The sequence below is a fragment of the Rickettsia endosymbiont of Proechinophthirus fluctus genome (genome assembly GCF_001602635.1).
Taxonomy (GTDB): domain Bacteria; phylum Pseudomonadota; class Alphaproteobacteria; order Rickettsiales; family Rickettsiaceae; genus Rickettsia; species Rickettsia rickettsii.
Genome location: NZ_LECS01000001.1, coordinates 1 through 23,282, shown reverse-complemented (window position 1 = coordinate 23,282; position 23,282 = coordinate 1). Strand labels below are relative to the sequence as shown.

Here is a 23,282-nt window from a genome sequence, read left to right as displayed (position 1 = left end):
TTTATTTGTAGGGTTAACTAGACCGCCGATGATATTTGGAGTAAGTATTAAGTTTGCTGCATTAAATATGATAATGACGATGATAGTATTTATTTGGAATAATGGCATTATGATTTTATTCATTGCAGCTGCTTTGCATTTGGTAGCTTATATTATATGTTTTAAAGAACCGAGATTCATAGAGCTATATTTAAATAAAATGTCAAGAACTAGCCAATGTCCTAATAAATTTTACTACGGAGCAAATTCGTATAATATTTGAGTTTTATGTCATTCCCGCGTAGGCGGGAATCCAGTAACATTTAATGTCATACCGAGCCTTGATCGCAGTATCTTAGGACACAGTCTGTGATACAAAATCCCGTGGTCGTAGCCACGGGATGACAACAAAAAATCTGGATTCCTGCCTACGCGGGAATGATATAAAAAGAGGTATAACTGACAAAATAAATCAAAATAGTTAAATCAGGTGAGGTAATGAAATTATTTAGAACTAGAGCCGCTAAAGAATTAAGGTCTAAACAAGAAAGGCCCACTTCGCATTTTATTCCTTATAAATGTCATTGGGATAGTAATACTATTTTAACAAAAGATAATTCTTTATTACAAGTTATTAAAATAAATGGATTTTCTTTTGAAACTGCTGATGATGAAGATCTAGACATTAAAAAGAATATCAGAAATGCCTTACTTAAAAATATGGCTTCAGGAAATATCGTTATGTATTTCCATACTATTAGAAGACGTAAAGCAGTAATATTTGACGATACGGAATTTACTTATGATCCTACCGTAAAAGTTCCTAATGATTTTATTACTTATTTAGGTGCAGAATGGCGTAAGAAACATGCTGGGGCTAGGTCGTTTTTTAATGAATTATATGTTAGTATTTTATATAAGCCTGATATTGGCGGTGTTGCTATAGTTGAGTATTTTCTAAAGAAGCTTAGACAGAAATCTAATAAAACCGCTTGGGAAAACGACATGAAAGAGATGAAAGACAATCTTCAAGAAATGTCAACTAGAGTGATTAATACATTCAGAAGTTACGGAGCAAGATTACTTGGAGTTTGTCAAACGCAGTCAGGTAGTTATTGTGAAATTTTAGAATTCCTTTCATCTTTAATCAATTGCGGCGATTCACCGGGGCCTATAGCATTACCGCGTGGTACTATTGACGAATATTTACCGACTCATCGCTTATTTTTTGATTCTCGTACTATTGAAGCAAGAAGTCCACTTGGCAAGAAATATGCTGGAATGATCAGTATACTTGAATACGGGCCTAATACTTCAGCAGGAATTTTTGACGGATTCCTGCAAATGCCTTTTGAATTTGTTATGACGCAAAGCTTTGTCTTTGTTAATAGAACAGTAGCGATCAGTAAAATGCAATTACAGCAAAATAGAATGATACAATCCGGTGATAAAGCTACTTCACAAATTGCTGAAATTAATACGGCCCTTGATATGGCCACTAGCGGTGATATCGCTTTCGGTGAGCATCATTTATCGCTTTTATGTTCCGCAAATAATATTAAAGCTTTGGAAGATATATTGTCAATGGCAGCAGTTGAGCTTTCTAATTCAGGAATTCAGCCGGTTAGAGAAAAAGTTAACATGGAACCTAGCTATTGGGGACAGTTGCCGGGAAATATGGATTATATAGTGCGTAAATCCACTATAAATACTCTTAATATGGCTAGCTTTGCCTCACAACATAATTATCCGCTCGGTAAAATTAGAGATAACCATTGGGGAGAATATGTCACAGTACTTGATACTACTTCAGGTACACCGTTTTATTTTAATTTCCATGTAAGGGATGTTGGACATACTCTCATTATCGGTCCAACCGGTGCCGGTAAAACAGTTCTTATGAATTTCTTATGTGCTGAAGCACAAAAATTCAAACCTCGTATGTTCTTTTTTGATAAAGATCGAGGAGCAGAAATATTTATACGTGCTTTAAACGGAGTTTATACAGTAATTGATCCGGGTTTAAAATGCAACTTTAATCCTTTACAGCTTGAAGATACTAGTGAGAATAGAACGTTTATTTTAGAGTGGCTTCGTGTGCTTGTAACTTCTAACGGTGAAAGTTTAACTGCACAAGATAATAAAATCTTATCTCAAGCGGTAAGCGGTAATTTTAGATTAGCAAAACAAGATAGAAGGCTTAGTAATGTTATAGCATTTCTTGGTATTGATACACCAAATAGTTTGGCAAGTAGGATTGCAATGTGGGTTGGTAAAGGTTCACACGCTAAGATATTTGACAATGAAATAGATGATATTGATTTACAAAAAGCAAGAGTATTCGGTTTTGATATGACTGAATTACTTAAAGATCCTGTAAGCCTTGCACCGGTATTACTATATATTTTCCATCGTATTAATATCTCTTTAGATGGGCAGAAAACTATGATAGTACTTGATGAAGCATGGGCTTTAATCGATAATCCGGTATTTGCACCTAAGATCAAAGATTGGTTAAAAGTGTTGAGAAAATTAAATACTTTTGTTATATTTGCTACGCAGAGTGTTGAAGATGCTGCAAAAAGTAGAATTAGTGATACGTTAATTCAACAAACAGCTACGCAGATTTTTTTACCTAATTTGAAAGCTACGGATATTTATCGTAGTGCATTTATGTTAAGTCAGCGAGAATATATTTTAATTAAAACTACCGACCCTACTACACGTTATTTTTTAATAAAACAAGGAATAGATGCTGTAGTGGCAAAAGTTAGCTTAGATGGTATGGATAACATAATCAGTGTTTTATCCGGTAGAGTTGAGACTGTAATATTGCTCGATCAAATTAGAGAGAAATACGGCAATGATCCGGATAAATGGTTACCTATATTTTATGCAGCAGTTAAAACATTATAAATGCCTGTCTGTCATCCCACGGCTTGACCATGGGATCTTGTCTCACAGACTGTATTCTGAGATCCCGTGGACAAGCCACGGGATGACATTTTTACAATGTGAGGCAAGTAACTAGTTATGAAATTATTTCCTCGTAGTATACTTATAACATTAGTATTAAGCTTTGCCCTAAATTTAGGGATAGTTACTAAAACTCATGCTAAAGATACTCTTGATAGCATTGTAGATATTTTGAGTGGCTTAACTTGCGAAACCCAAGGCGTAGGCGATTTGCTGCGTACTGAATTTTCTCATACATGTATTGTTGCTCCGTTCTTTACTTTTGCGGTAATGAATCTTGTCTCTCCCGTTTTATACATGAATACGTTTTTAAAGCTTAAAATAAACGACAGTGATTTATTTAACGATAGTAACTTTGGGAATTTTCCCGGAGGTCAATGTACTCGTGAAAACAGAATTGATCCTAAAAATCCAGAATTACGCTTTGCTTTATGTAATAATGCTAAATTAGTTGTATCTCGGGCAAAATCTGTTGCAGAATCGGCACTTGCTATTGCTAAAGCCGTCTTAACAGGGAGCGACCCTTGGGATGATATAAAGACAGCGTGGGCAAATAAAAAAAAGGAATATCATGTTCCATATAGTGGTAAGCCCGGTGATGACGGTTTTGCATTTGATTTAGGCTTGCCTGTAATATATTGGAAAGTTATTCAAGATAAAGATAGAATATGCGTATCGACAAAAGGATTTACAGGAGACGTTCCCGTTGGCTGTAAGTATATGAAAGAGCCGTTTCCAAAATCCATGTATAATAGCTTTATGGATGTAGCAGATAAGGATTTTATTGAGGATCCAAATAAAACTCCTACCGATCCTTTAGCTTTAGTTTCCTGTAGTGCAGCGGGTGATGGATGTTATCAAAAAGCTTATAATGCTTCAAAAACTGCAGTAGTCATGACTTCTCCTCTTATAGAATGTATGAGGCAAATGATTGCTAGATTACTAATTAGTAAAGATGTTTGTAGTTTTGATAATGTAAGCCAAGTGGTTAATTTGATTTCAAGGCAAGATAGTGCATTCTTTCAGTTTCAAGTAGGAATGTATAAAATAGTTACGGCTTTTCTAACTTTATATGTTATGTTTTTTGGCTTTAAACTATTACTTGCAGGTGAAGTGCCGCCAAAAAGTGAGTATATAAATTTTATATTGAAAATGATATTCGTAACTTATTTTTCAATAGGAATTAATATAACCCCTGGTAATGGTTCTCCGTATGACCGGTTAGACGGCATGATTCAGTGGGCGTTTCCTTTCTTACTTAACGGTATAAACGGTTTAGCAAGTTGGGTTATGAATGCTGCTCCGTCCGGTTTATGTAAATTTAACAATCTTTCTTATGACGGTACCGTTTCTTATATTGCATTATGGGATGCATTAGATTGTAGGGTAGCTCATTATTTAGGGCTTGATATATTATCTACGTTACTTGTCGAAAATGCTTATCGCAGTCATGATTTTTTAAATTTTGATTTCTTTAGTTTTAGTGCTCCACCATATATTTATTTGCTAATTCCGGCGATAATCTCCGGTAATATGATGTTGGTGTCACTCGCTCTTTCTTATCCATTACTTGTGATTTCGGTTGCTGCCTTTATGGTTAATGCAACGATTATGTGTATGATATCTATAGTAATACTCGGTATTTTGGCTCCTCTTTTTGTACCTATGTTTTTATTCGCATATACAAGAAATTATTTTGAGAGCTGGGTTAAACTAATGATCTCGTTCTTGCTACAGCCTATGGTGGTAGTTACTTTTATGATCACGATGTTTTCGGTATATGATTATGGTTTCTATGGTAAATGTCAATATAAGAGCAAGTTAATTCACAATAGTATAGAAGACAAAATTCAAGGTGGCATTACTTCTAAGAGGGATGTTTTAATATTTTACATTAATAATGATTGGGATGATACGTCACAGTATCCTGATAAAGATGCCGTAGAAAGTTGTCAAAATAGTTTAGGTTATATGTTAAATAACCCTATTACCACAGTATTTAACTTTACAAAAGATAGTGTAAGTGAAATTGTCGATAGTAAACCGGGTAATACCCCTACCGATAAATTTCTTGCTAAATTCCAGTTTTTATCAGGAGTAGTTTTAGGGCCCGGAATGTTTTTCATGTCTCCAAAAGTGATTTTTGAGAAAATTAAAAATATTTTGCTTGCGTTAGTTATGGCATGTTTTACATTGTATTTGATGTATAATTTTAGTAGTCAGCTAGCTGAATTTGCTGCAGATATGACAGAAGGAGTAGCTCTTAATAATATTGCTATAAAACCGCAAGCAATATTTAAGGCAGCTATGGCAGTACTTGCTACTGCGGGTGCTGCAACTAAGGGGGGTGATCAGATAGCAAGTAGAGGAGGAGTTGGTGATTTAAAAGCTGGTCAAGGTGGGGGAGCAAGTGATTTAGAGGTAGGGAAAGGCGGACTACCAAATGATAATATTGCTACAAGCGGAGGTATGTCGACGCCGACAGCTTCGTCTTCTGTAGCAACTTCTAGCCCAAAAACTGTAAGTAGTGAAGTTAGCACTTCTATTTCTATACTTGCACCACGTGTTGGAAAAATCATAAGAGATGATAATCAAGAAAGTAAAAAAGAGATTGATAATACTCCGCCTTCACAAGAAAAAGTTGACAGCACAAGTAAAGGTACAGGAGTAATTGATTATAGTTTTAACTTAAAGGAACATGATAATCCAACAGGCGTAAAACAGATACAGGAAAATGCAGAGATTCGAGATAAACGTGTAAAAGTAGAAAAAGCATGGAATGAACTAGTAGCAAGCGGAGGAGGAAGAGTAAGAGAACAAGAAGGAGGAGAAATATCAGAACGACGTGCAAATGCTGAAAAGGCATGGGATGAGTTAGTAAAAAGCGGTGTAGTAACAGAAAAAAAAGATAATAGTTCTAATGAAAACTCTTAAAACCTTAAAGATATTTATTATAGTTTGTATAACGTCTGTAAGCTTAGCTAGCTTTGCCGACTTTGGAGAATCATGTTCTAGTTTACCGACTACTTCAGATTGGTATTTAGAAATGGACACGGCATATGGCTATATAATTCGTAATATTGATATGAAAGATCCGAGAGGTAATTGTAACTCAGTTGCGTCTAGTATAACGTTTTGTTTTAAAAATGTAGAAGGTAGTAGTAGCCCTTGCACCATGTATACTTTAAATGAAGGTGACTCTAAAAAGATTAGTGATTTAAGTACCGATAATAATCCTGATCTTGGAGCAAATCCTGTATTAAAGAATATCGTTTTAACGGTTAAAAAATGGGATAATGATCTATGTTTAGTTATGCCTACGTCAAGGGGACCGATGCCGGTAGCATGTAAATCTTTGAGTGCTACACCGATTCCACCTCCTCCTGAGGATGAGAATTGTAATATAGGAAAAAGTTGCTATACGGGAGCAAATTATAGTCAATCGTTAATTAATTTTTCCGGTCTTGCAGTTCAGTGTTTAAGTGCAACGCTTAATAAAATATTTTTTGTTGGAAAGAGTTGTAGTGCTCAAGATCACAATTCTAGAATAACTCATCTTACTGCTTTTTCTACGTTTCAAGGTTATTTAAAGAGAATTATAGGTGCGGCATTAATTCTTTATACTATGTTTTTTGCCTTTAATATGGCTCTAAATACAGAATATGCAAGTACTGAAAAAATAGCTCTTTTTGTAATAAAATTCTTATTTGTTGCTTATTTTTCTATCGGTCTTGGACCTTTAGATTTTAGTGGTGGTCAGCCGACAAAAGAAAACGGTATGTTAAAATATGGATTACCTCTTTTGACAGGAGCAGCACCGGACTTTGCACAGATGATCTTTAATGCAGCAGGTTCTAGAGGATTATGTCAATTTGATAATTCAAAGTATAAGGACGGTTATAAATTTTACGGTTTATGGGACGCGATTGATTGCCGTATAGGTTATTATCTTGGCTTGGATTTACTTTATAATATAGATAAGAATAGAGTGTTAGGGAAGGTGGTCGGCAATGGTCCCCGTGGTAATAATACACCTATACCTAATTTTAATCCTGAAGGCAAAAATGCCAGACCGAAGGATTTAAGTAAAGCAGGAGCACTTAGATTTTTTACCGTTATGTTTGGATTCTTTATGGCCGGAAATGTTATTATACTTGCAGCAGGTTTAATATTTTCTGTAATATTTTTATCTATACTTTTATATTTTATTACGCATTATTTAGTTTGCATGATTACTATTTATGTTATGACATATATTTCTCCTATATTCATTCCTATGGCTCTATTTACTCGTACAAAAGCTTATTTTGACGGGTGGCTAAAAGTATGTATTTCATGTGCATTGCAGCCGACAGTAGTAGCAGGTTTTATAGCTTTATTAATAACTATGTATGATTCCACAATATTTAAAAATTGTGAATTCCTTAGATATGATTATGAAAAAGGGGATATTAGATTTAGTACTTTTGAGTTAAGGCTTCCTGTTGGCGGGGCAGATCAATGTCAGGAAAGTTTTGGATATAAAATGTTAGAATATTATGCAGGTAAAGGTTGGGAAGAGCATTTATTGATACTTTTTCCAGTAAAATCAATTGTTAGAGATGTTGTATCTATTTTAGCAGAACTTTTATGTGTATTAGTATTTTCGGTTATTTTTTATTACTTCTCTAAATCTATAGGGCGATTTGCTTCTGATTTAACTAATGGTCCTAATATGGATGCAGTAACGGCAAGTTCCACTAAAATCGTTGGTTTAGTAAAGAAAGGAGCAGCTTTCCTTAAGGATGCTGCTATGGCTTCACAAGGTAAGCCGCTGGTAGGAGATAAGCCGGGTGTTGGAGGTAAGCGTAAAGAGGGACAGCAGCAAGGCGGGGATTTAGCAAGCGGTTCGGGTGGAGGTAAATGATAGAATATGCAGGGTAACTTATTAAAAGTTTTAGGAGTACTTGCTATAGTAGCAACGTTAGTTTGCTTTATTTTTGCAGCACTTGGTATGATAGGAGCAGTAAAAGTCGGTGACAGCTGCTACATGAGATATGCGTCGGCAGGAGGAGAGGATTCAATAACCGGTACTATAACCCTTAATGCTAATGCTAATTATGTAAACACTGCTAAGAAGTTGTCCGATGGCACGATTCTGCTTGTTCCTGATCCTACTCGTTACGGTGAATGGCTAAATACTCAGGTGCTAGTAGAAAACGGTCAACTGGTGAATTTACAAGTGGTCGGTCAGGTTAGTTTGTGTTTAGCTTATATACCGAAAAATAATTTACAACGTACAGGGGCTAGATCTAATTTAGACGATAACGGTCAAATGATCCCGATTCCTCGTATTAACGATACACATAATCCACCTGTCTCTCTAATAATGGATGCAAAAAATAATGAATGGCGTAATATTGCCGAATTATACGCCAATGATAGAGTTTTAGTTTCCGTATCTCCTAATTTTGCCAATACAGATGCGACAGTTAAAGATGCTTTTAAAGGTGTTGAAGTTACGAAAGATTGTTCAGAGAATAAAACTACTTATAATCCAATTTGTGGAAAATATTCTGTTTATTCAGGTGAGTATGTCAATGCTTGCGAGTTAAAAGAGCAGTATTGGAATTGTTACGTCACATGGAGGTGCCCTACCTGGCATGAGCAAGTAGGTTGCAACTGGGGAGCATTGGGCTGTGTTCCTTATTGTGATAAGATACCAGAATGTACAACGAAATGTATGGCTTGGGTTAATAGAACGAGACCAGCACCAGAAAACTACCTAGATGATGGGAGTTTTACATTTTCGTGGTCTGACAACACAGGTAAATTATTTATCGACTATTCAGCCCTTCAATGTTCTTATAATGTTAATATTCCTCCAGTTGATCAATGTCCTGATCGTGTTCGCAATCGTAGTCCAAAAGATAAAGATTATATTGGAGGTGTACATTGTACTTCGGGCATATGTAGCGATGGAGATTTTCAAAAGAAGCGGAGATTTTGGTATACGGCGGACGGTAAAGGAGGCAAAGGACCAACTGGATTAATATATCAAATGAATGATGCGGGTTCTGTAAGTCAAGCTCTGCCTTCTAAGCTAGCATTTGCTAAATTTGTTGCAGATACAGATCAACCGCCTGATTATAAAGATAAAGACGGTAAATATTTATATAAAGTTATATATAATATACCTTTTAACAGTAATATTGCAAAAAGTTATTTACAATATAGGCTGTGGTCTCCTACCTCACAAGATAGTAGTAAGAATACGGGAGGATACGTTTTAAATATTAAACAGACTAAATGCTATAGAGAAAACGGTAATAGTTTTAACGATACTTTTGATGATCGAGGACGAGTGCAATACATCATAGTAAAGCCTTCGGAAAACCCGAATACTAGCGGTAAAACCTATTCACCTCAAGGAATTAGCGTTGATAGTGAAGGTAAATATAGCTTTAACGCAAATGAGGCGGGTTATATATGGATGAAAATTCTAAATGATCCTGGTAATAATTTAAGGGACTATAAAGATAGTGAAGGTAGCTATAAAGTACATTTCTCAACATCCTTAAAAGTAGGAAGTTTTACTATTAAAGTAATGAATCCGTTACTTCAGTTATTTAAAACTAAAGTGCAAGGGGCTGCTACTTCTATTTTTAAAAATATGGTATGTTATAAAGCTAATGATAGTTCGTCCTGTACTAACTTTTTTACCTATATTAAAGCAATTTTAATTCTGTATGTGATGACTTACGGAGTAATGTTTTTGCTTGGTTTTGCTAAGATAAACCAAAAAGAGCTAGTAATTAGAGTAGCAAAAATCGGGGTAGTTAGTGGACTTATGAACGGTAATACCTTTGAATTTTTCAATAACTATCTTTTTGATGCAATTACCAATTTTTCAGACTCAATTATTGCTAATATGAGTGGATATAGTTTGTTTACTTCTACTAATACTATTTCTAATCCTTTCATGTTTTTAGATGTAGTAATGAGTAAAATATTTTTTAGTCAAACCTTTATCGCTCAATTACTTGCACTTCTTGCTCTTGGGCTTAGCGGTATTATATATTTTATAATTACTTTTATTGCGGTTAATATAGTAATTATTACGGCGCTTAGAGCTGTTGCCGTTTATATTATGGCATTTATGGCAACTTGTATATTAATCGGTATAGCCCCTTTATTTATTAGTTTCTTATTATTTGATTTTACTAGGTATTTATTTGATAATTGGGTGAGGTTTACGATCCGCTATATGATAGAACCGGTAGTTATGATGGCAGGTATTATAGTACTAACACAACTATTTACCATTTATCTAGATTTTGTTTTAGGTTATAGCGTGTGTTGGAAATGTGCTTTACCGATAAAAATTCCGTTTATCGGTACTATTTTACCTATTGCCTTGCTGAATGTACCTATCTTCTGTATTAATTGGTTTGCCCCTTGGGGAATGGATTATATGTCGGGTATGATGGGAGTCAATATGCAAAATATCGTAGCTCTAGTTATTATTGCTTACGGTATGTACGGTTATGTCGAATTTTCAGGACGTATGGTAGTAAAATTAACTAGTGCTGTTGGGCCTTCGGCTACTGAAATTGGTGGTAAAATGTCTCATGATGCAGGACAAAAAGCATTAAGTTCAATAGGAATGGATGATAAAACAATACAAGGTATTACCGGCAGAGCAGAAGGACGATTAAAACAACGCAATAAGACATTAGATCAGGCTGAGAAAAATAGGAAAAATACGCCAAAAGAAGGGGGCGAGAAGATAAATGAAGAACCACCTAAACCTGAAACACCGCAATAGAGGGTGAATCGAAAATCGTCATTGCAAGGAAATTATGAAATCATTGACAAAGCAATCTCAGGAGTTATTTCATGAGATTGCCGCGCAGCCATACAGCTGCTCGCAATGACGGGTTTACTATTTAATACTATGGACAAGCCACGATATGACGTGTTGGATAACAATTTAAAATTATGAAAATTCTTAAGAGTTTAGTTTTATTAGTTTTGTTTATGGCGATGCCAGCTAAAGCCGATGATGCTTTTTCATGGATGTCAACCAGTTTTGGTGGGTTAAAAAGCTTATTCGGTTGTTTAGAAGTGCCTGAATTTACAAGTTTTCAAGAGGGTAATATAGGAATTAATTTATCTAAAGCCGGAATTTGGCAATCAACAGGTAATACTGTTCAGAAAGGTAAATTGTTAAAAATAAATTGGTCTACTTCAGGTATTACTCCTGAACCTAGAAGATATCTAGTATTATATAGAATTGATCCAAGGTTTAGTATGCCGCAAGTTTTCATTAAAACTTATAATTATTCTAAATTACAATTTGAAGCTTTAGGATTTCCTCGTTTTGTTACAGACAATAACAGTGAAACACCGGGGACTATACCGCCTGATAAAAACCTTGATGCACTTTCATTTACTAAAATGTCTGATTTTGTTAAATATTTTAACTATTCTAACGGTAATTCGAGAATTGAAGTTAAGGCCGGCGATGTAGTAAATATTAGTTTAGTTGGTAAAGATAATTTTTTTAGCCCTAATACTCTAAAACTTTCTAAGACCGTAGATAATATTTTAACACAGGAACTTGATAGCTCGATATTCGCTGCTTCTGCACTTTATACTCAAAGTAACCTTGGAGATTTTGATAATAGAATAATTTACTCTTCTGCAGAGCAGGTGTGTAATATGATAGATGAGGAAAGAAAAAGTGTATGTAGCGGCACGGGTACTGCTACAAAGTATAAAAATACCGATAATGGAGTAATAGTCGGTAAGCCTATGATAACGAGAGCGGTACAGTATTTCATGGGCTTAATTAAGGCTTGTCCTGCTAATGCCGGTATAAATACTAGCCCTGCTTGCTATTACGATCAAGGTAGAGGGATGATAATTAAAGTAGGCGGGCAGGTTATTAAGGGACGAGATCAGAGTTTTGTAAATTCAGGCATTACTCAAAGTAGCTTTATATATTATCAAGCCACTAGCGGTGGTACTATGGATTTTACTAGCGATTGGCAAGTTAGTAACATGTTTAGTAATTCAGTTTTAATGAGTGATTGGAGCCGAAATTTTTCAAATTATGCTAGTTTTGTAGATTATATAAATAAGAATGATTGGTCAGCTAATTTTTTATATTTTGGTTGTTATTCGATGATTGTTGAAATAGGTAATGGGGCAAATTCAATTAATCCTGATGATCAACAAAATATAAAGTTAGAATATTTAATAACGTCTGATGGTATATTACCTGATCCATCTGTTCGTGGTACGCCGGTAGATTATAACTTTGCGACTGATGCCCCACAAGATGGATATTTATGGTTAAGGGTGGTAAATCCTAATAGTAATATACAAGGGGTAGTTAGTGTAAATTATGCTAATTATACCGGTACAACTTGGTTTTCTGATACAATATATAACGGTGCTATTAAACCTATTACCGATCAGTTTAGAACTTTTAGTCAAAACTTTTATGTTAAGTTAGTTAAAAATTCTGCAGTGCAGAATTTAGCTAAAACTGCATTAACCCTTTATGTTACTATATTTGGGCTAATGTTCGTTACAGGAGCATTAAAATTGACTGCTGTAGAAGTAATAACACGTATATGTAAAATAGCTATAGTAGCTTTTTTAATTAGAGAAGAAAGTTGGAGCTTCTTTAATACATACTTCTTTAGTGTATTTACTGACGGTATTGATTTCTTTGTAACTAATGTAGTAGGTGCTACAAGCTCTAGATCTAATATTTTTGGTTTTATTGATCCTATATTTGATAAATATACTAACGGTAGGATTTGGGGATTACTATTTATTGAATTATTACAAATACATAATGGTTTAGCATTTATCGCTATTATAACCATTTATTCACTTATTACTTATTTTAGAGCTATTTTAGAAGTTATAATAGGTTATGTTATTGCATTCATAGGGGTAACTGTTATGATTTCATTGGCACCGTTTTTTATAATATTAATGTTATTTGAAAAAACTAAAAGTTTATTTGATAATTGGATATCGACATTGCTTAGCTATGTAGTGCAGCCGACAATATTATTGATTTTCTTTTTATTGATAGATCAGGTTTTATCTGAGCAGCTTTTAAAAGTGGTAGTTAGAGCCTGTTGGGATACTCTTATACCAATAAAAATAGGGCTTGATTTAACAAATCTTGGTATTCCGGTTCATTTCTCTTTTACATTACCGTTCTTACCCGGAATATCTTTCTATGTACCGGATGTTCCAGAAATTAGTAGCTCGAATATTCTAACGAACAATGCTAATACTTTCTTAGTATTATTTACTACGGCTTTATTATTTTATTCATATTGCTTGATGTCATATAGTTTAGTAACTTTTGTAAATATAGTAGTTGGAATGCTTACAAATGTTACACCGGCACGAATATCAGGAAATTATCAAGAACGTTCTGATCCTGTAGGAGCCGTTATGCAGGATATAGATTCAGTAACAAAACCGATTAAAAAGGCTGCAATGGCTCCGGCTAGAGTTTTCAAAGACAAGATAATTGATCAAAATTATAAAGCTAGAAAACCAGAAGTAGGTGGTGAATTTACAAATAAATTTCTTGCTGAGCGTAATGATGTGAAGAAAGAGGAAGGAGAGAAGAAAGAATAATTGTAAATATTTTTACTGTCATTGTGAGGAAATTGCATAGCAATTGACAAAGCAATCTCAGGAATTTAGTACTGCTGCATGGGATTGCCACGCTCCCTATGGTCGCTCGCAATGACATTGAAATTAAGACATATGGAAATAACACATAATAAATGAACAAAAATATTTTTATTACATTATTAATATCACTATTGCTGCTTTCCGGTTGTACCGGCGATACTTGTATTGACCCTGATGATTTCGGTTTTATCAAATTCAATGTCTCTGCTAGATATGATCCGGAAGAAATTACTTCAAGACAGGCAGGTAATCAGGTAGCACCATGGCGTGATAGTGCTTATAAAGTAAACGGCTATCCTTTAACCATTATGGTAAGACCATGGAGTTATATATTTGGCGATAAAAATACTTCAGGTCAGTTATCTGCATGGTGTCCATGGTATGGTCAAAAAAATAACACAACTACTTTGGCTGCTTTTTGCGTTAAGCTACAACCGTGTACTTTTTGGGATAATACTAGACTTGATATGTGTACTCCTAATCCCGCAAATAAAAATGATGCAATGATTAGTAATGCTCCATGTATAATGACAAACGGTGTCGGGCTTTATTTTCTTATTGCCGCTAAGAATACCGATCCCAATATTTCACCGGACTCACAGAGTAAACCGCAAGGTATAACTCAGCATTTAGGAGAGGAGCTTACTTCGGGTTATGAATTTTATAGTACTAGTAGTATAGGACAATTCGTGGAAGCCGGCGGTATAAATTATCAATATAAAGGTGAAGATAAGTCAAAATATGCTCAATCTTCTCTTTATTTTAAGATTATAGATAAATTTTATAATGATAATAGCGGGCAATATAGATTAGTAATAAAGTCCGGAGTTACTGATACTAGACCCGATCCGCTACAGTTTTTAACGGATTTAATAAAAGGAGTATTATTTGGTAAGGATGGGATTATAAAGAAAACTTATCAACAAATAATTGATACGTCGGGTTATAGGATGAGTGTCTCGGCTATTTTAACTCTATATATAATGTTTACAGGTTTTTCCTTTTTAATAGGTAATATAAACCTTACTCATGTCGAACTTATAGTTAGAATATTAAAAGTTAGTATAGTCTCAATATTATTAAGTACTGATAAAGCTTGGACATTTTTTCATGATTATTTATTCGTATTTTTTATTGATGGGGTTCAGCAAATACTGCAAATAATTAATGAAGCTTCGGCTACCGGTCCCGGTTCTCAAAGCTTGCTTGGGTTACTTATTGCTCCTCAAACTTTATCTAAATTATTTTCTTTACTATTTGTTGATTGGCTTGGTTTTATATATATCATTCTATATTTAATAGCCTTATATTTTATTTTCTTTCTTATATTTAAAGCTACTATTATCTATCTAACCGCTCTTATAACTATCGGTATGATTATAATTATGGGACCGATATTTATTTGTTTCATGTTGTTTAATATAACTCGTTCGTTATTTGAGAATTGGTTAAGACAATTAATATCATATGCATTACAGCCTATAATTTTATTTACCGGTATCGCTTTTATTTCAATGATCATCAGAACTGAAATATATTCAACGCTTGGTTTTGCAGTATGTAAACATGATTTTCCTAATTTAGGTCCGATAAATGAAATATTCGGTAGCTTCCTTGAGGATATAGATCCAAGCCTGGGTCATTCAATATTTTATTGGTGGTTCCCAGTACCGATGAAAGGCGGTATAAATAATTTCCACAAAGCAAATATATTAGTTCCTAAAGATCATATAATAGTAGATGATTCTTGTAAGAATGACCCTGATAAATGTAAGCATTGTGCTGCGTATGAGTGTATAGATGAACGCTATATTGAATTACCGTTTTTAGATTTAGTTAAAGATGCAAAAAGAATTAGTAATTTTATAAATGGGAAATTTGTCCAACTTGACGGGATATTACTAATTTTTGTGTCTATTTATTTGCTAAGTAAATTTAACGATACTGCTATATCGACGGCACAATTTATTGCCGGTACTTCAGGTAATTTAACAGAAATACAAAAAGTGAATCAGCAATCTTATGAATCTGCAGCGAAACAAATGAATAGACCGCTAAATTATGTGGCTAAGACGGTAAGTGCACCTGTAACTAGCCGTGTAAGTGCAGGGAAAGAGCAAGTTCGTATGTTTTTTGCCGAGAAATTTGACAATATGATGATGGGAAGGCTTGAAAAGCAAGCTCTCAGTTCTTCAGCAAATAAAACCGTACAAAATGAGGTTAAGAGAAAATACGGTATAGATTCTAAAGATGTAAAAATGAATGCTATTACGGATTATGAAAACGGTATTGCAGGATTATTAAAGAATTTACCTAAGGGGAATGAATTAAAAGCAAAAGAACTATCGCACATGAAGTTTACTCAGCTTCGAGATAAAATTGCTGCAAATAAATATGGAGTGAAAGATTACGCTGCTTTAAGTAAAGAACAAAAAGCTGAGCTTGATAAGTCATTAAAAGATGCTAACTTACGTGAACTCGCTAGCGATGCAAACTTTACTAGAGATTATCAAGATGCTTATAAAAATGTTCACCAAGAAATGTCCGGGCGAGGTGTTGGTCTGTTCGGTAAGAATATAGGAGTGCTTAGAAGTTGGCAAGAGATAGAGCATCGTGTTGATACAAAACGTAAATTAAAAGAAGAAAAGCGTGTAGGTATAGGCGAAAAAATATATGCAGGTTATACAGGAATAAAAAGAGGAGCTTTAACTGCAATAGTCGGTAAAGATTTACGTGATGCTTATGAGGGTAATCTAACCAGTGCCGAATGGCATGATTTTGAATATAACGATCCAAGGCTTAGAACTTATAGTGAAAAATTAAAAGATGATGAAGAAGCACGAGAACATGAAGAGCTCCAAATGCATATTAATAAGGAGGCGCTAGCTGCTCAAGCAGATATATTATCACCAGAATATCTAGCAAGACTAGAAAAAGCAGGTAGACATAGTGATGTGGAATATTATCAAGCATTAGCTCAAAGAAAGCTTATTCATGAGGTGCATGGTAGGTTATTTGAGGAAGGTGAACCGGTAATGATGGGCGACAGATTTATGCGTGAGAAAGCTACTGATTCTCAGATGCGCGATATGATAGATAACGCTCATAGAAAACATGCAGAATTTATAGATGGAGATCGATATATTCGTCGCCAAGAGCATTATGATATTATGTACGAGAAAGCCCAGGAAAATTTAGAGCAAACTTATAAAGAGCTTAAAGATCATTTCAAAAGAGATGATATCAAGATCGAAGAAATGCCGGCATTAATAGCACAAAAAGTTAAAGATACCGCTGAGGAAGCTGAAATAGACCAAAAGATTACGGAAGAGCTTAATAACTTTAATGCTGATGTTAAAAATTATGAATATAGTACTGAAGTATTAAATAAAATAGAGGATAGAAAGCAAGCCATTACCAATGAAGTCAATGCTCAGATCGATAAGATTAATAAATATAGAGAAAATGCCAAAATGCAAACCTATGTAAAGCCTATAGTAAACGAGGGTAGAAAGCTAAGAAAATTAGAAGATCATTTAAGAAATATGAAGTAGAATAACTAATAATTGTTTTTTTAAACAATTACAGTATATAGAATATGTAAAAACAAACATATTGATGAACGATCAAACTAAAAATGGTTCTGAAGAACTCAAGTATTTATCATCAGATAAAAGCTTAAAACCGCAAAAAGTTGGGGAGAACTATTTACAGAACTAAGCTCAAATCCTACTAATGATTTTTTTTCTGAAGGCAGACAAGATTCTCCACCGCAGGAACGAAATTGGAAATTATTTAAATGATTGATATATAGCTCTTATGTAATTCCTGCGAAAGCAGGAATCCAGAAAAATAACTTCAATATTGATACAGAAGTTACATATTTGATAAAATAAGCATATAAAAAACAAGTTTTTTATGCTTTACTGGATGCCCGTTGCTGCGGGAATGACATTAAGGGTATTTTCCGAACTACGCAACAATGCCTACACGGAATTCGAATATACACTGTTGCGTTAATAGCATTTAAGAAATGCCCGCTACAAATAATAATTAGTTTTCCCTTTATTAATTAACTTATATACTATCTAATTAAGTTAGTGATTAATTTATTAAGGGGTTTATGAAGAAGAAACATATAATAAACGAGACTTTTTTAGATGCCATTTTAACTAAGAAATTAGGTACTACTTATACTCCTCCAAAAGAAATCAACGATCCTGACTGTGATGAAGCAGCAAAGCATTTCATCGATCTATTACTTAGAGCCGACGGCTTTAAGCCTGTTAAAACTGCAGTAGTTCATCCGATCGATAAAGAATCATTACTTGGTGCAGTTAGAGCGGCACAATTTAATGTAATAAAACCAGTCTTGATTGGTCCACAACATAAAATTGAATCAGTAGCAAAAGTTAATAATGTCGATCTTGAGAATTATCAAGTAATTAATGTTGAGCATAGCCACGAAGCAGCAAAAAAAAGCCGTAGAGCTTGCAAAGAAAAAGGAAGTTGTGGCTATTATGCCAAGGGGGCGCTTCATACTGATAAGCTTATGTCTGCGGTAGTTTATAAGGAGAATGGACTCTACGTACTGAACGTCGTATAAGCCATGCTTTCTTAATGGCAGTTGCTACCTTTCCAAAACCGTTCATTATTACCGATGCTGCTATTAGTATTCGTCCTACTCTAGAAGATAAGCATGATATAGTGCAGAATGCTATTGATTTAATGCATATGATCAGAGAAGACAAGCAGGTTAGAGTTGCGGTATTATCGGTAGTTGAGACGGTAACTTCTGCAATCCCTACAACCCTTGATGCTGCTGCTTTATCGCAAATGGTAGATAGAGGGCAAATTACGAATGCTATAGTTGACGGACTGCTTGCGTTTGATAATGCTATTTCTTTATTTGCTGCAGAAGCAAAAGGCATTAGCTCTTCAGTTTCAGGAAATGCTGATATATTAGTAGTACATGATCTTGAATCAGGCAATTTGCTTGCAAAGCAGCTAAAATATTTGGGTCAAGCGGTTATGGCGGATATCGTTCTTGGAGCCCGTGTGCCTATTATTTTAACAAGTAGAGCCGATCCTATGGATATGCGTATTATTTCATATAAATAAAACACAGGCATCTGCTACCGACATTAAAGATGATGCTATTGAAATGATTATTGATCTTTTTGAAGATTGGTGGAAAAAACAAAAAAATCTCAAGTTAATTGCAACCGGTTGCCGTATTGTCCATGGCGAGAAAATTTTTAATAAACCAGTTATTGTTAATGAAAAAGTTAGTGAAGATTTAAGAGCATTAATACTTCTAAGCCCCTTGCATCAACCTTATAATTTGCAGGTACTTGGCTTTATTTCTTCAAAAATATAAAGAAATTTCACATATAGCTTGTTTTGATACGTCGTTTCATTTTACCAATCCTCCTATTACAAAAGCTTTCGGTTTACCGAAAAAATATTATGATAAAGGGATAATTCGTTACGGTTTTCATGGGTTATCATATAAATATGTTAGCAGCCGTTTTAACGAAATGACAAAGGAAGATTTACCTACAAAGACTATTAAGCTCATTTAGGACGCAGTAGTAGTCTATGTGCTATTAAAAACGGTCTTAGTTTAACAAGTGCCATGGGCTTTAGCGTACTTGACGGTGTTATGATGGGTACAAGGACAGGTAACCTTGATCCTGGAGTAGTGTTATATCTTATTGATCATGAGCAAATGACTACGCAGTAACCGAGTTATTATATAAGAAATCAGGATTACTCGGTATGTCCAGTGAAAGCTCCGATATGCGTACTTTGCTTGCCAGTAACTCACCTGATGCTAAATTTGCTATAGAGTTATTTGTGTATCGCATTGTACTTGAAATAGGTAAGCTAACTGCTGCACTTGAGGGAGTTGATTGTCTAATTTTTACTGCCGGTGTTGGACAGAATTCCGCTGTAATACGAGAAATGATTACTGAAAAACTTTTATGGCACATTAAAATAGATGATACAAAAAACCAAAAAATGAGCATCTAATAAGCGCTGAAAGCAGTAAGGTTAAAGCTTGCGCTGTGCCGACAAACGAAGAGCTAATCATCGCTGAGGAAGTGATGAAGTTTTTATAACACAAATTGGTTAATTTTTAATTACTTATACCTCTATTTTTCTTTATTAACTTTTTTTGAAATATATGCAACTATAGATATATTTTTAACTTAAATTTTGGGGGAAGTTATGCCAGAAGATTTTTTGATAAAAAGAAAGCAGAAAAACAAATAAAGGATATTAAAAATAATAAGATAAATCCATATAATGATGCAATGAAGAAAGATTCTAGAAAAGTGGGTTGATGCAGAGGCAAGTTATAGCTAAAAACGCAGCAGCAGGTTATAAGACAGCATTAAAAATAGAGCAGCAAGCAAAAGAAGCAGGTATTAGTTTAGATAAAGATGCTATGAGACGCTTAGAGAAAATAACCAGTCCATTATATAGAAGCTGCTAAGAAAGCAGAATTTCAAAGTGATCAAGCTCATAAAACATATCAACAAAAAGCTGAAGCATTTAGGAGTGGTACAACAGCTGCTGCTAAAAAACAAAGAAAAGAAGATTATAGGACAGGTGGGTGGGATAAATAATTAAATTATAATTTTATTGCGTTAATTGGTACTGTCTACTATTTTAAACGTATGTCTATACTTCATGCCACAATCTTAACCGTTTTTCCTGAAATGTTTCCTGGAACTCTAGGACATTCTTTAGCAGGACAAGCACTAAATAAAAATATTTGGTCATATGACGTTATTAATATTCGAGATTTTGGTTTAACTAAGCATAAAAATATTGATGATGAGGCTTATGGCGGTGGTAACGGGCTTATAATGCGTCCTGATGTTCTAGGCAGTAGTATAGATTATGCTCTTGCTTTAAATCCTAATGCTGAAATGTACTATCCTTCACCTCGCGGTAGAGTCTTTACCCAAAGCTTGGCTAAAGAGATGTTAAAAAATAAAAACCTCATATTCTTATGTGGACGTTACGAAGGGATTGACGAACGTGTAATTGAAGAGTATAATGTTAAAGAAATTAGTGTAGGCGACTACATTTTATCCGGCGGAGAAATACCTACTCTTACCATTCTCGATTGCTTAATTAGACTATTGCCAGGTGTTTTAATGAACCAAAATACCTTATCTTCTGAGTCTTTTGAAGAAGACGGGGAATTTAAGGGCGGGCTTGAATGCAGCCTATATACAAGACCTGAAATTTGGCGTAATCGAGCTGTACCGAGTGTTTTGTTATCCGGTAACCACAGGCTAATTAATGAATGGAAAAAAGAGCAATCACATATGATTACTAAATTACGCCGTCCGGAGTTACTTAAAGATTTATAGAGTTAAGGAGTTAAAAAATGAATATTATTGACCGTTTTGAACAGGAAAATATTTCAAAGCGTACTGCAAATAGAAAAATTCCTGATTTTGAAGCCGGCGATACAGTTAAGGTAACTGTTAAAATTGTTGATAGATCGATTGAGAAAGACGGTAAGGAAAAATTAATGGAAAGATTTCAAGCTTATGAAGGTGTAGTTATCGCAAAAAGAAATCGCGGTATTACTTCATCTTTCTTAGTACGTAAAATTAGCCATGGTGAAGGAGTAGAAAGACGCTTTATGACTTACTCGCCGATAGTACACTCTATTGATGTAGTAAAATACGGAGTAGTTCGTCGTGCTAAACTTTATTATTTAAGAAATAGAAGCGGTAAGTCGGCTAGAATTAAAGAGAGACATATCCCTATTGCTAAAACTAAGGCAGCAAAAGCTTAAATATATTTGTATCTCTTATGTCATTACTGCGAAAGAGTGCATTGCTACGTGAATACTCAATACGTCATTGCAAGCAGCCGTAGGCTGCATGGCAGTCTCATGCAATAATAACAAACTCCTTAGATTGCTTCGTCAATTACTTCGTAATTTCCTCGTAATGACGTATACCTCAAATCCCTAAAGTATCTCTATAAAGCTCAAGCATAGCGTCCTGCTCGGCAAGTTTATCTTTATCCAATTTCTTTAGTTTCAATATAGATTTCATAGCTTTAACATCAAATCCATGCGAAGAAGCATCTTGGAAGATATCTTTTACTTCTTGAGATAAATCAGCTTTTTCTTGTTCTAATCTTTCTATTTTGCTTATATATTGCTCTAATTGTTCTTTTATTATTACTTCTGACATAAAAAATCATTTAACCTTTTTGAATTTACTATATAATACAAATATAATCCTTATTCAACAAAATATATAATAATGCAAATTTATCCTTTAAGACTTTTAGCTAATAAAATCGATTTTGATTTTATGAATTTTAAAAAAGTTAGTTACACTTTCTCAATTATTTTATCACTCATTAGCTTTATTTGGATCGGTATATATAAATTTAATTTCGGTATTGATTTTGCCGGCGGTATAGTTATTGAAGTAAGGCTTGATCAAGCTCCTGATTTGCCAAAAATGCGTGGGGTTCTAGGCAAGCTTGGAATAGGTGAGGTGGTCTTACAGAATTTCGGTAGTGAGCGTGATTTATCGATTAGATTCGGTAGTAGTAGTGAAGAAAATCTCATGAAAAATATTGAGTTAATTAAAGGATCTTTGCAAAGTAATTTTCCGTATAAGTTTGAATATCGTAAGGTAGATTTTGTCGGTCCGCAAGTCGGTAGGCAGCTAATAGAAGCGGGGGCTATGGCGATGCTATTCTCTTTCTTAGCGATTATGGTTTATATTTGGGTGCGTTTTGAGTGGTATTTTGGTTTTGGTATACTGATCGCCTTAGTGCATGACGTAATACTCGCTCTTGGGTTTATGAGTATGACAAAGCTTGATTTTAACTTAAGTACTATTGCTGCAGTGTTAACTATTATAGGTTATTCCGTTAATGATTCGGTAGTAATATATGATAGGATTAGAGAAAATTTACGTAAATATCATAAAAAAAATATCACGGAAATTATAAATTTAAGTATTAATGAGACTTTATCAAGAACTATTTTAACTGTCATTACCACGCTACTTGCCAATTTAGCCCTTATTCTTTTTGGCGGTGAGGCAATCCATAGTTTTAGCGTACTTGTATTTTTTGGGATAATAGCCGGTACTTATTCCTCAATTTTTATCTCTGCTCCGATACTTACAATGTTTGTTAATAGGAAGTTTAATAAAAAAGTAATAGAAAGGTAAAGAATCGTCATTGCGAGCAGGCATTGTTGCTTGGGCCGGCTTTATTGTCATTGCGAGTGGCTGTAGCCTGCATGACAATCTCAGGATTTTGGCATGAGATTGCTTCATCAAAATTTTCAATTTTTCCTCACAATGACGTTTTTAAGCCATAACGAGAATAGTTTATGCTAAAAGAAGAAGACAAAATTTTTACTAACCTGCATGGGCAGCAAAGCCATGATTTGAAATCTAGCAAGAAGCGAGGCGATTGGGAGAATACTAAAGCTTTGCTTGATAAAGGTAGAGATTTCATCGTTGAAGAGGTTAAGAAATCAGGGCTTAGAGGGCGAGGAGGTGCTGGATTTTCTACCGGTATGAAATGGTCATTTATGCCTAAAAATT

Annotated in this window: 12 protein-coding genes and 3 pseudogenes; 14 read left to right on the top strand and 1 reads right to left on the bottom strand. The window is 34.4% G+C overall.

Features of this window, described 5'->3' with window-relative positions; genetic code table 11:
* The 12 genes and pseudogenes from BG75_RS00075 to rplS all read left to right on the top strand — a co-directional run.
* A partial coding sequence (locus BG75_RS00075) for a VirB3 family type IV secretion system protein (RefSeq protein WP_062810990.1) occupies positions 1-262 on the top strand: 262 nt, incomplete at its 5' end.
* A gap of 215 nt (positions 263-477) precedes the next feature.
* Entirely contained in the window at positions 478-2,895 is a 2,418-nt protein-coding gene (locus tag BG75_RS00070; RefSeq protein ID WP_062810989.1) for a VirB4 family type IV secretion/conjugal transfer ATPase, read from the top strand.
* 117 nt (positions 2,896-3,012) lie between these two features.
* Positions 3,013-5,889 carry a type IV secretion system protein gene (locus tag BG75_RS00065; RefSeq protein WP_062810988.1) on the top strand — a complete coding sequence of 959 codons (2,877 nt, stop codon included), beginning with the start codon at positions 3,013-3,015 and terminating at the stop codon, positions 5,887-5,889.
* Positions 5,876-7,861 carry a type IV secretion system protein gene (locus BG75_RS00060; protein ID WP_062810987.1) on the top strand — a complete coding sequence of 662 codons (1,986 nt, stop codon included), beginning with the start codon at positions 5,876-5,878 and terminating at the stop codon, positions 7,859-7,861. The genes BG75_RS00065 and BG75_RS00060 overlap by 14 nt, the downstream gene beginning before the upstream one ends.
* A gap of 6 nt (positions 7,862-7,867) precedes the next feature.
* The gene (locus tag BG75_RS00055; protein WP_062810986.1) at positions 7,868-10,762 is read left to right on the top strand and encodes a type IV secretion system protein; all 2,895 of its coding nucleotides are present in this window, start codon (positions 7,868-7,870) and stop codon (positions 10,760-10,762) included.
* 173 nt (positions 10,763-10,935) lie between these two features.
* Positions 10,936-13,611, top strand: a complete 2,676-nt coding sequence (locus tag BG75_RS00050; RefSeq protein WP_062810985.1) for a type IV secretion system protein — start codon at positions 10,936-10,938, stop codon at positions 13,609-13,611.
* A gap of 152 nt (positions 13,612-13,763) precedes the next feature.
* Complete coding sequence (locus BG75_RS00045) at positions 13,764-17,225, top strand: type IV secretion system protein (protein ID WP_062810984.1); 3,462 nt, start codon at positions 13,764-13,766, stop codon at positions 17,223-17,225.
* Between the two features lie 569 nt (positions 17,226-17,794).
* Positions 17,795-18,783, top strand: a pseudogene (locus BG75_RS00040) (phosphate acetyltransferase); the annotation flags it as partial.
* Positions 18,773-19,796: pseudogene (locus tag BG75_RS00035) on the top strand (acetate/propionate family kinase); the annotation flags it as partial. The pseudogenes BG75_RS00040 and BG75_RS00035, both read left to right, overlap by 11 nt.
* 224 nt (positions 19,797-20,020) lie before the next feature.
* Positions 20,021-20,173 carry a hypothetical protein gene (locus BG75_RS08875; RefSeq protein ID WP_187145804.1) on the top strand — a complete coding sequence of 51 codons (153 nt, stop codon included), beginning with the start codon at positions 20,021-20,023 and terminating at the stop codon, positions 20,171-20,173.
* 184 nt (positions 20,174-20,357) lie between these two features.
* A complete protein-coding gene (gene trmD / locus BG75_RS00025) occupies positions 20,358-21,062 on the top strand; it encodes a tRNA (guanosine(37)-N1)-methyltransferase TrmD (protein ID WP_062810983.1) in 705 nt (234 codons plus the stop codon).
* Positions 21,063-21,079: 17 nt separating this feature from the next.
* A complete protein-coding gene (gene rplS, locus BG75_RS00020) occupies positions 21,080-21,496 on the top strand; it encodes a 50S ribosomal protein L19 (RefSeq protein ID WP_062810982.1) in 417 nt (138 codons plus the stop codon).
* Between the two features lie 169 nt (positions 21,497-21,665).
* Here the strand turns inward: rplS and BG75_RS00015 are convergent, their stop codons facing one another.
* On the bottom strand, positions 21,666-21,902 hold the full coding sequence (locus BG75_RS00015; RefSeq protein WP_062810981.1) for a DUF2312 domain-containing protein: 237 nt from the start codon (positions 21,900-21,902) through the stop codon (positions 21,666-21,668).
* A 72-nt stretch (positions 21,903-21,974) separates the two neighbouring features.
* Between BG75_RS00015 and secF the strand changes: the two genes are divergently transcribed.
* Positions 21,975-22,901: a protein translocase subunit SecF gene (secF, locus tag BG75_RS00010; protein WP_062810980.1), complete on the top strand. Its 927-nt coding sequence runs from the start codon at positions 21,975-21,977 to the stop codon at positions 22,899-22,901.
* Positions 22,902-23,065: 164 nt separating this feature from the next.
* Positions 23,066-23,282: pseudogene (locus BG75_RS00005) on the top strand (NADH-quinone oxidoreductase subunit F); the annotation flags it as partial.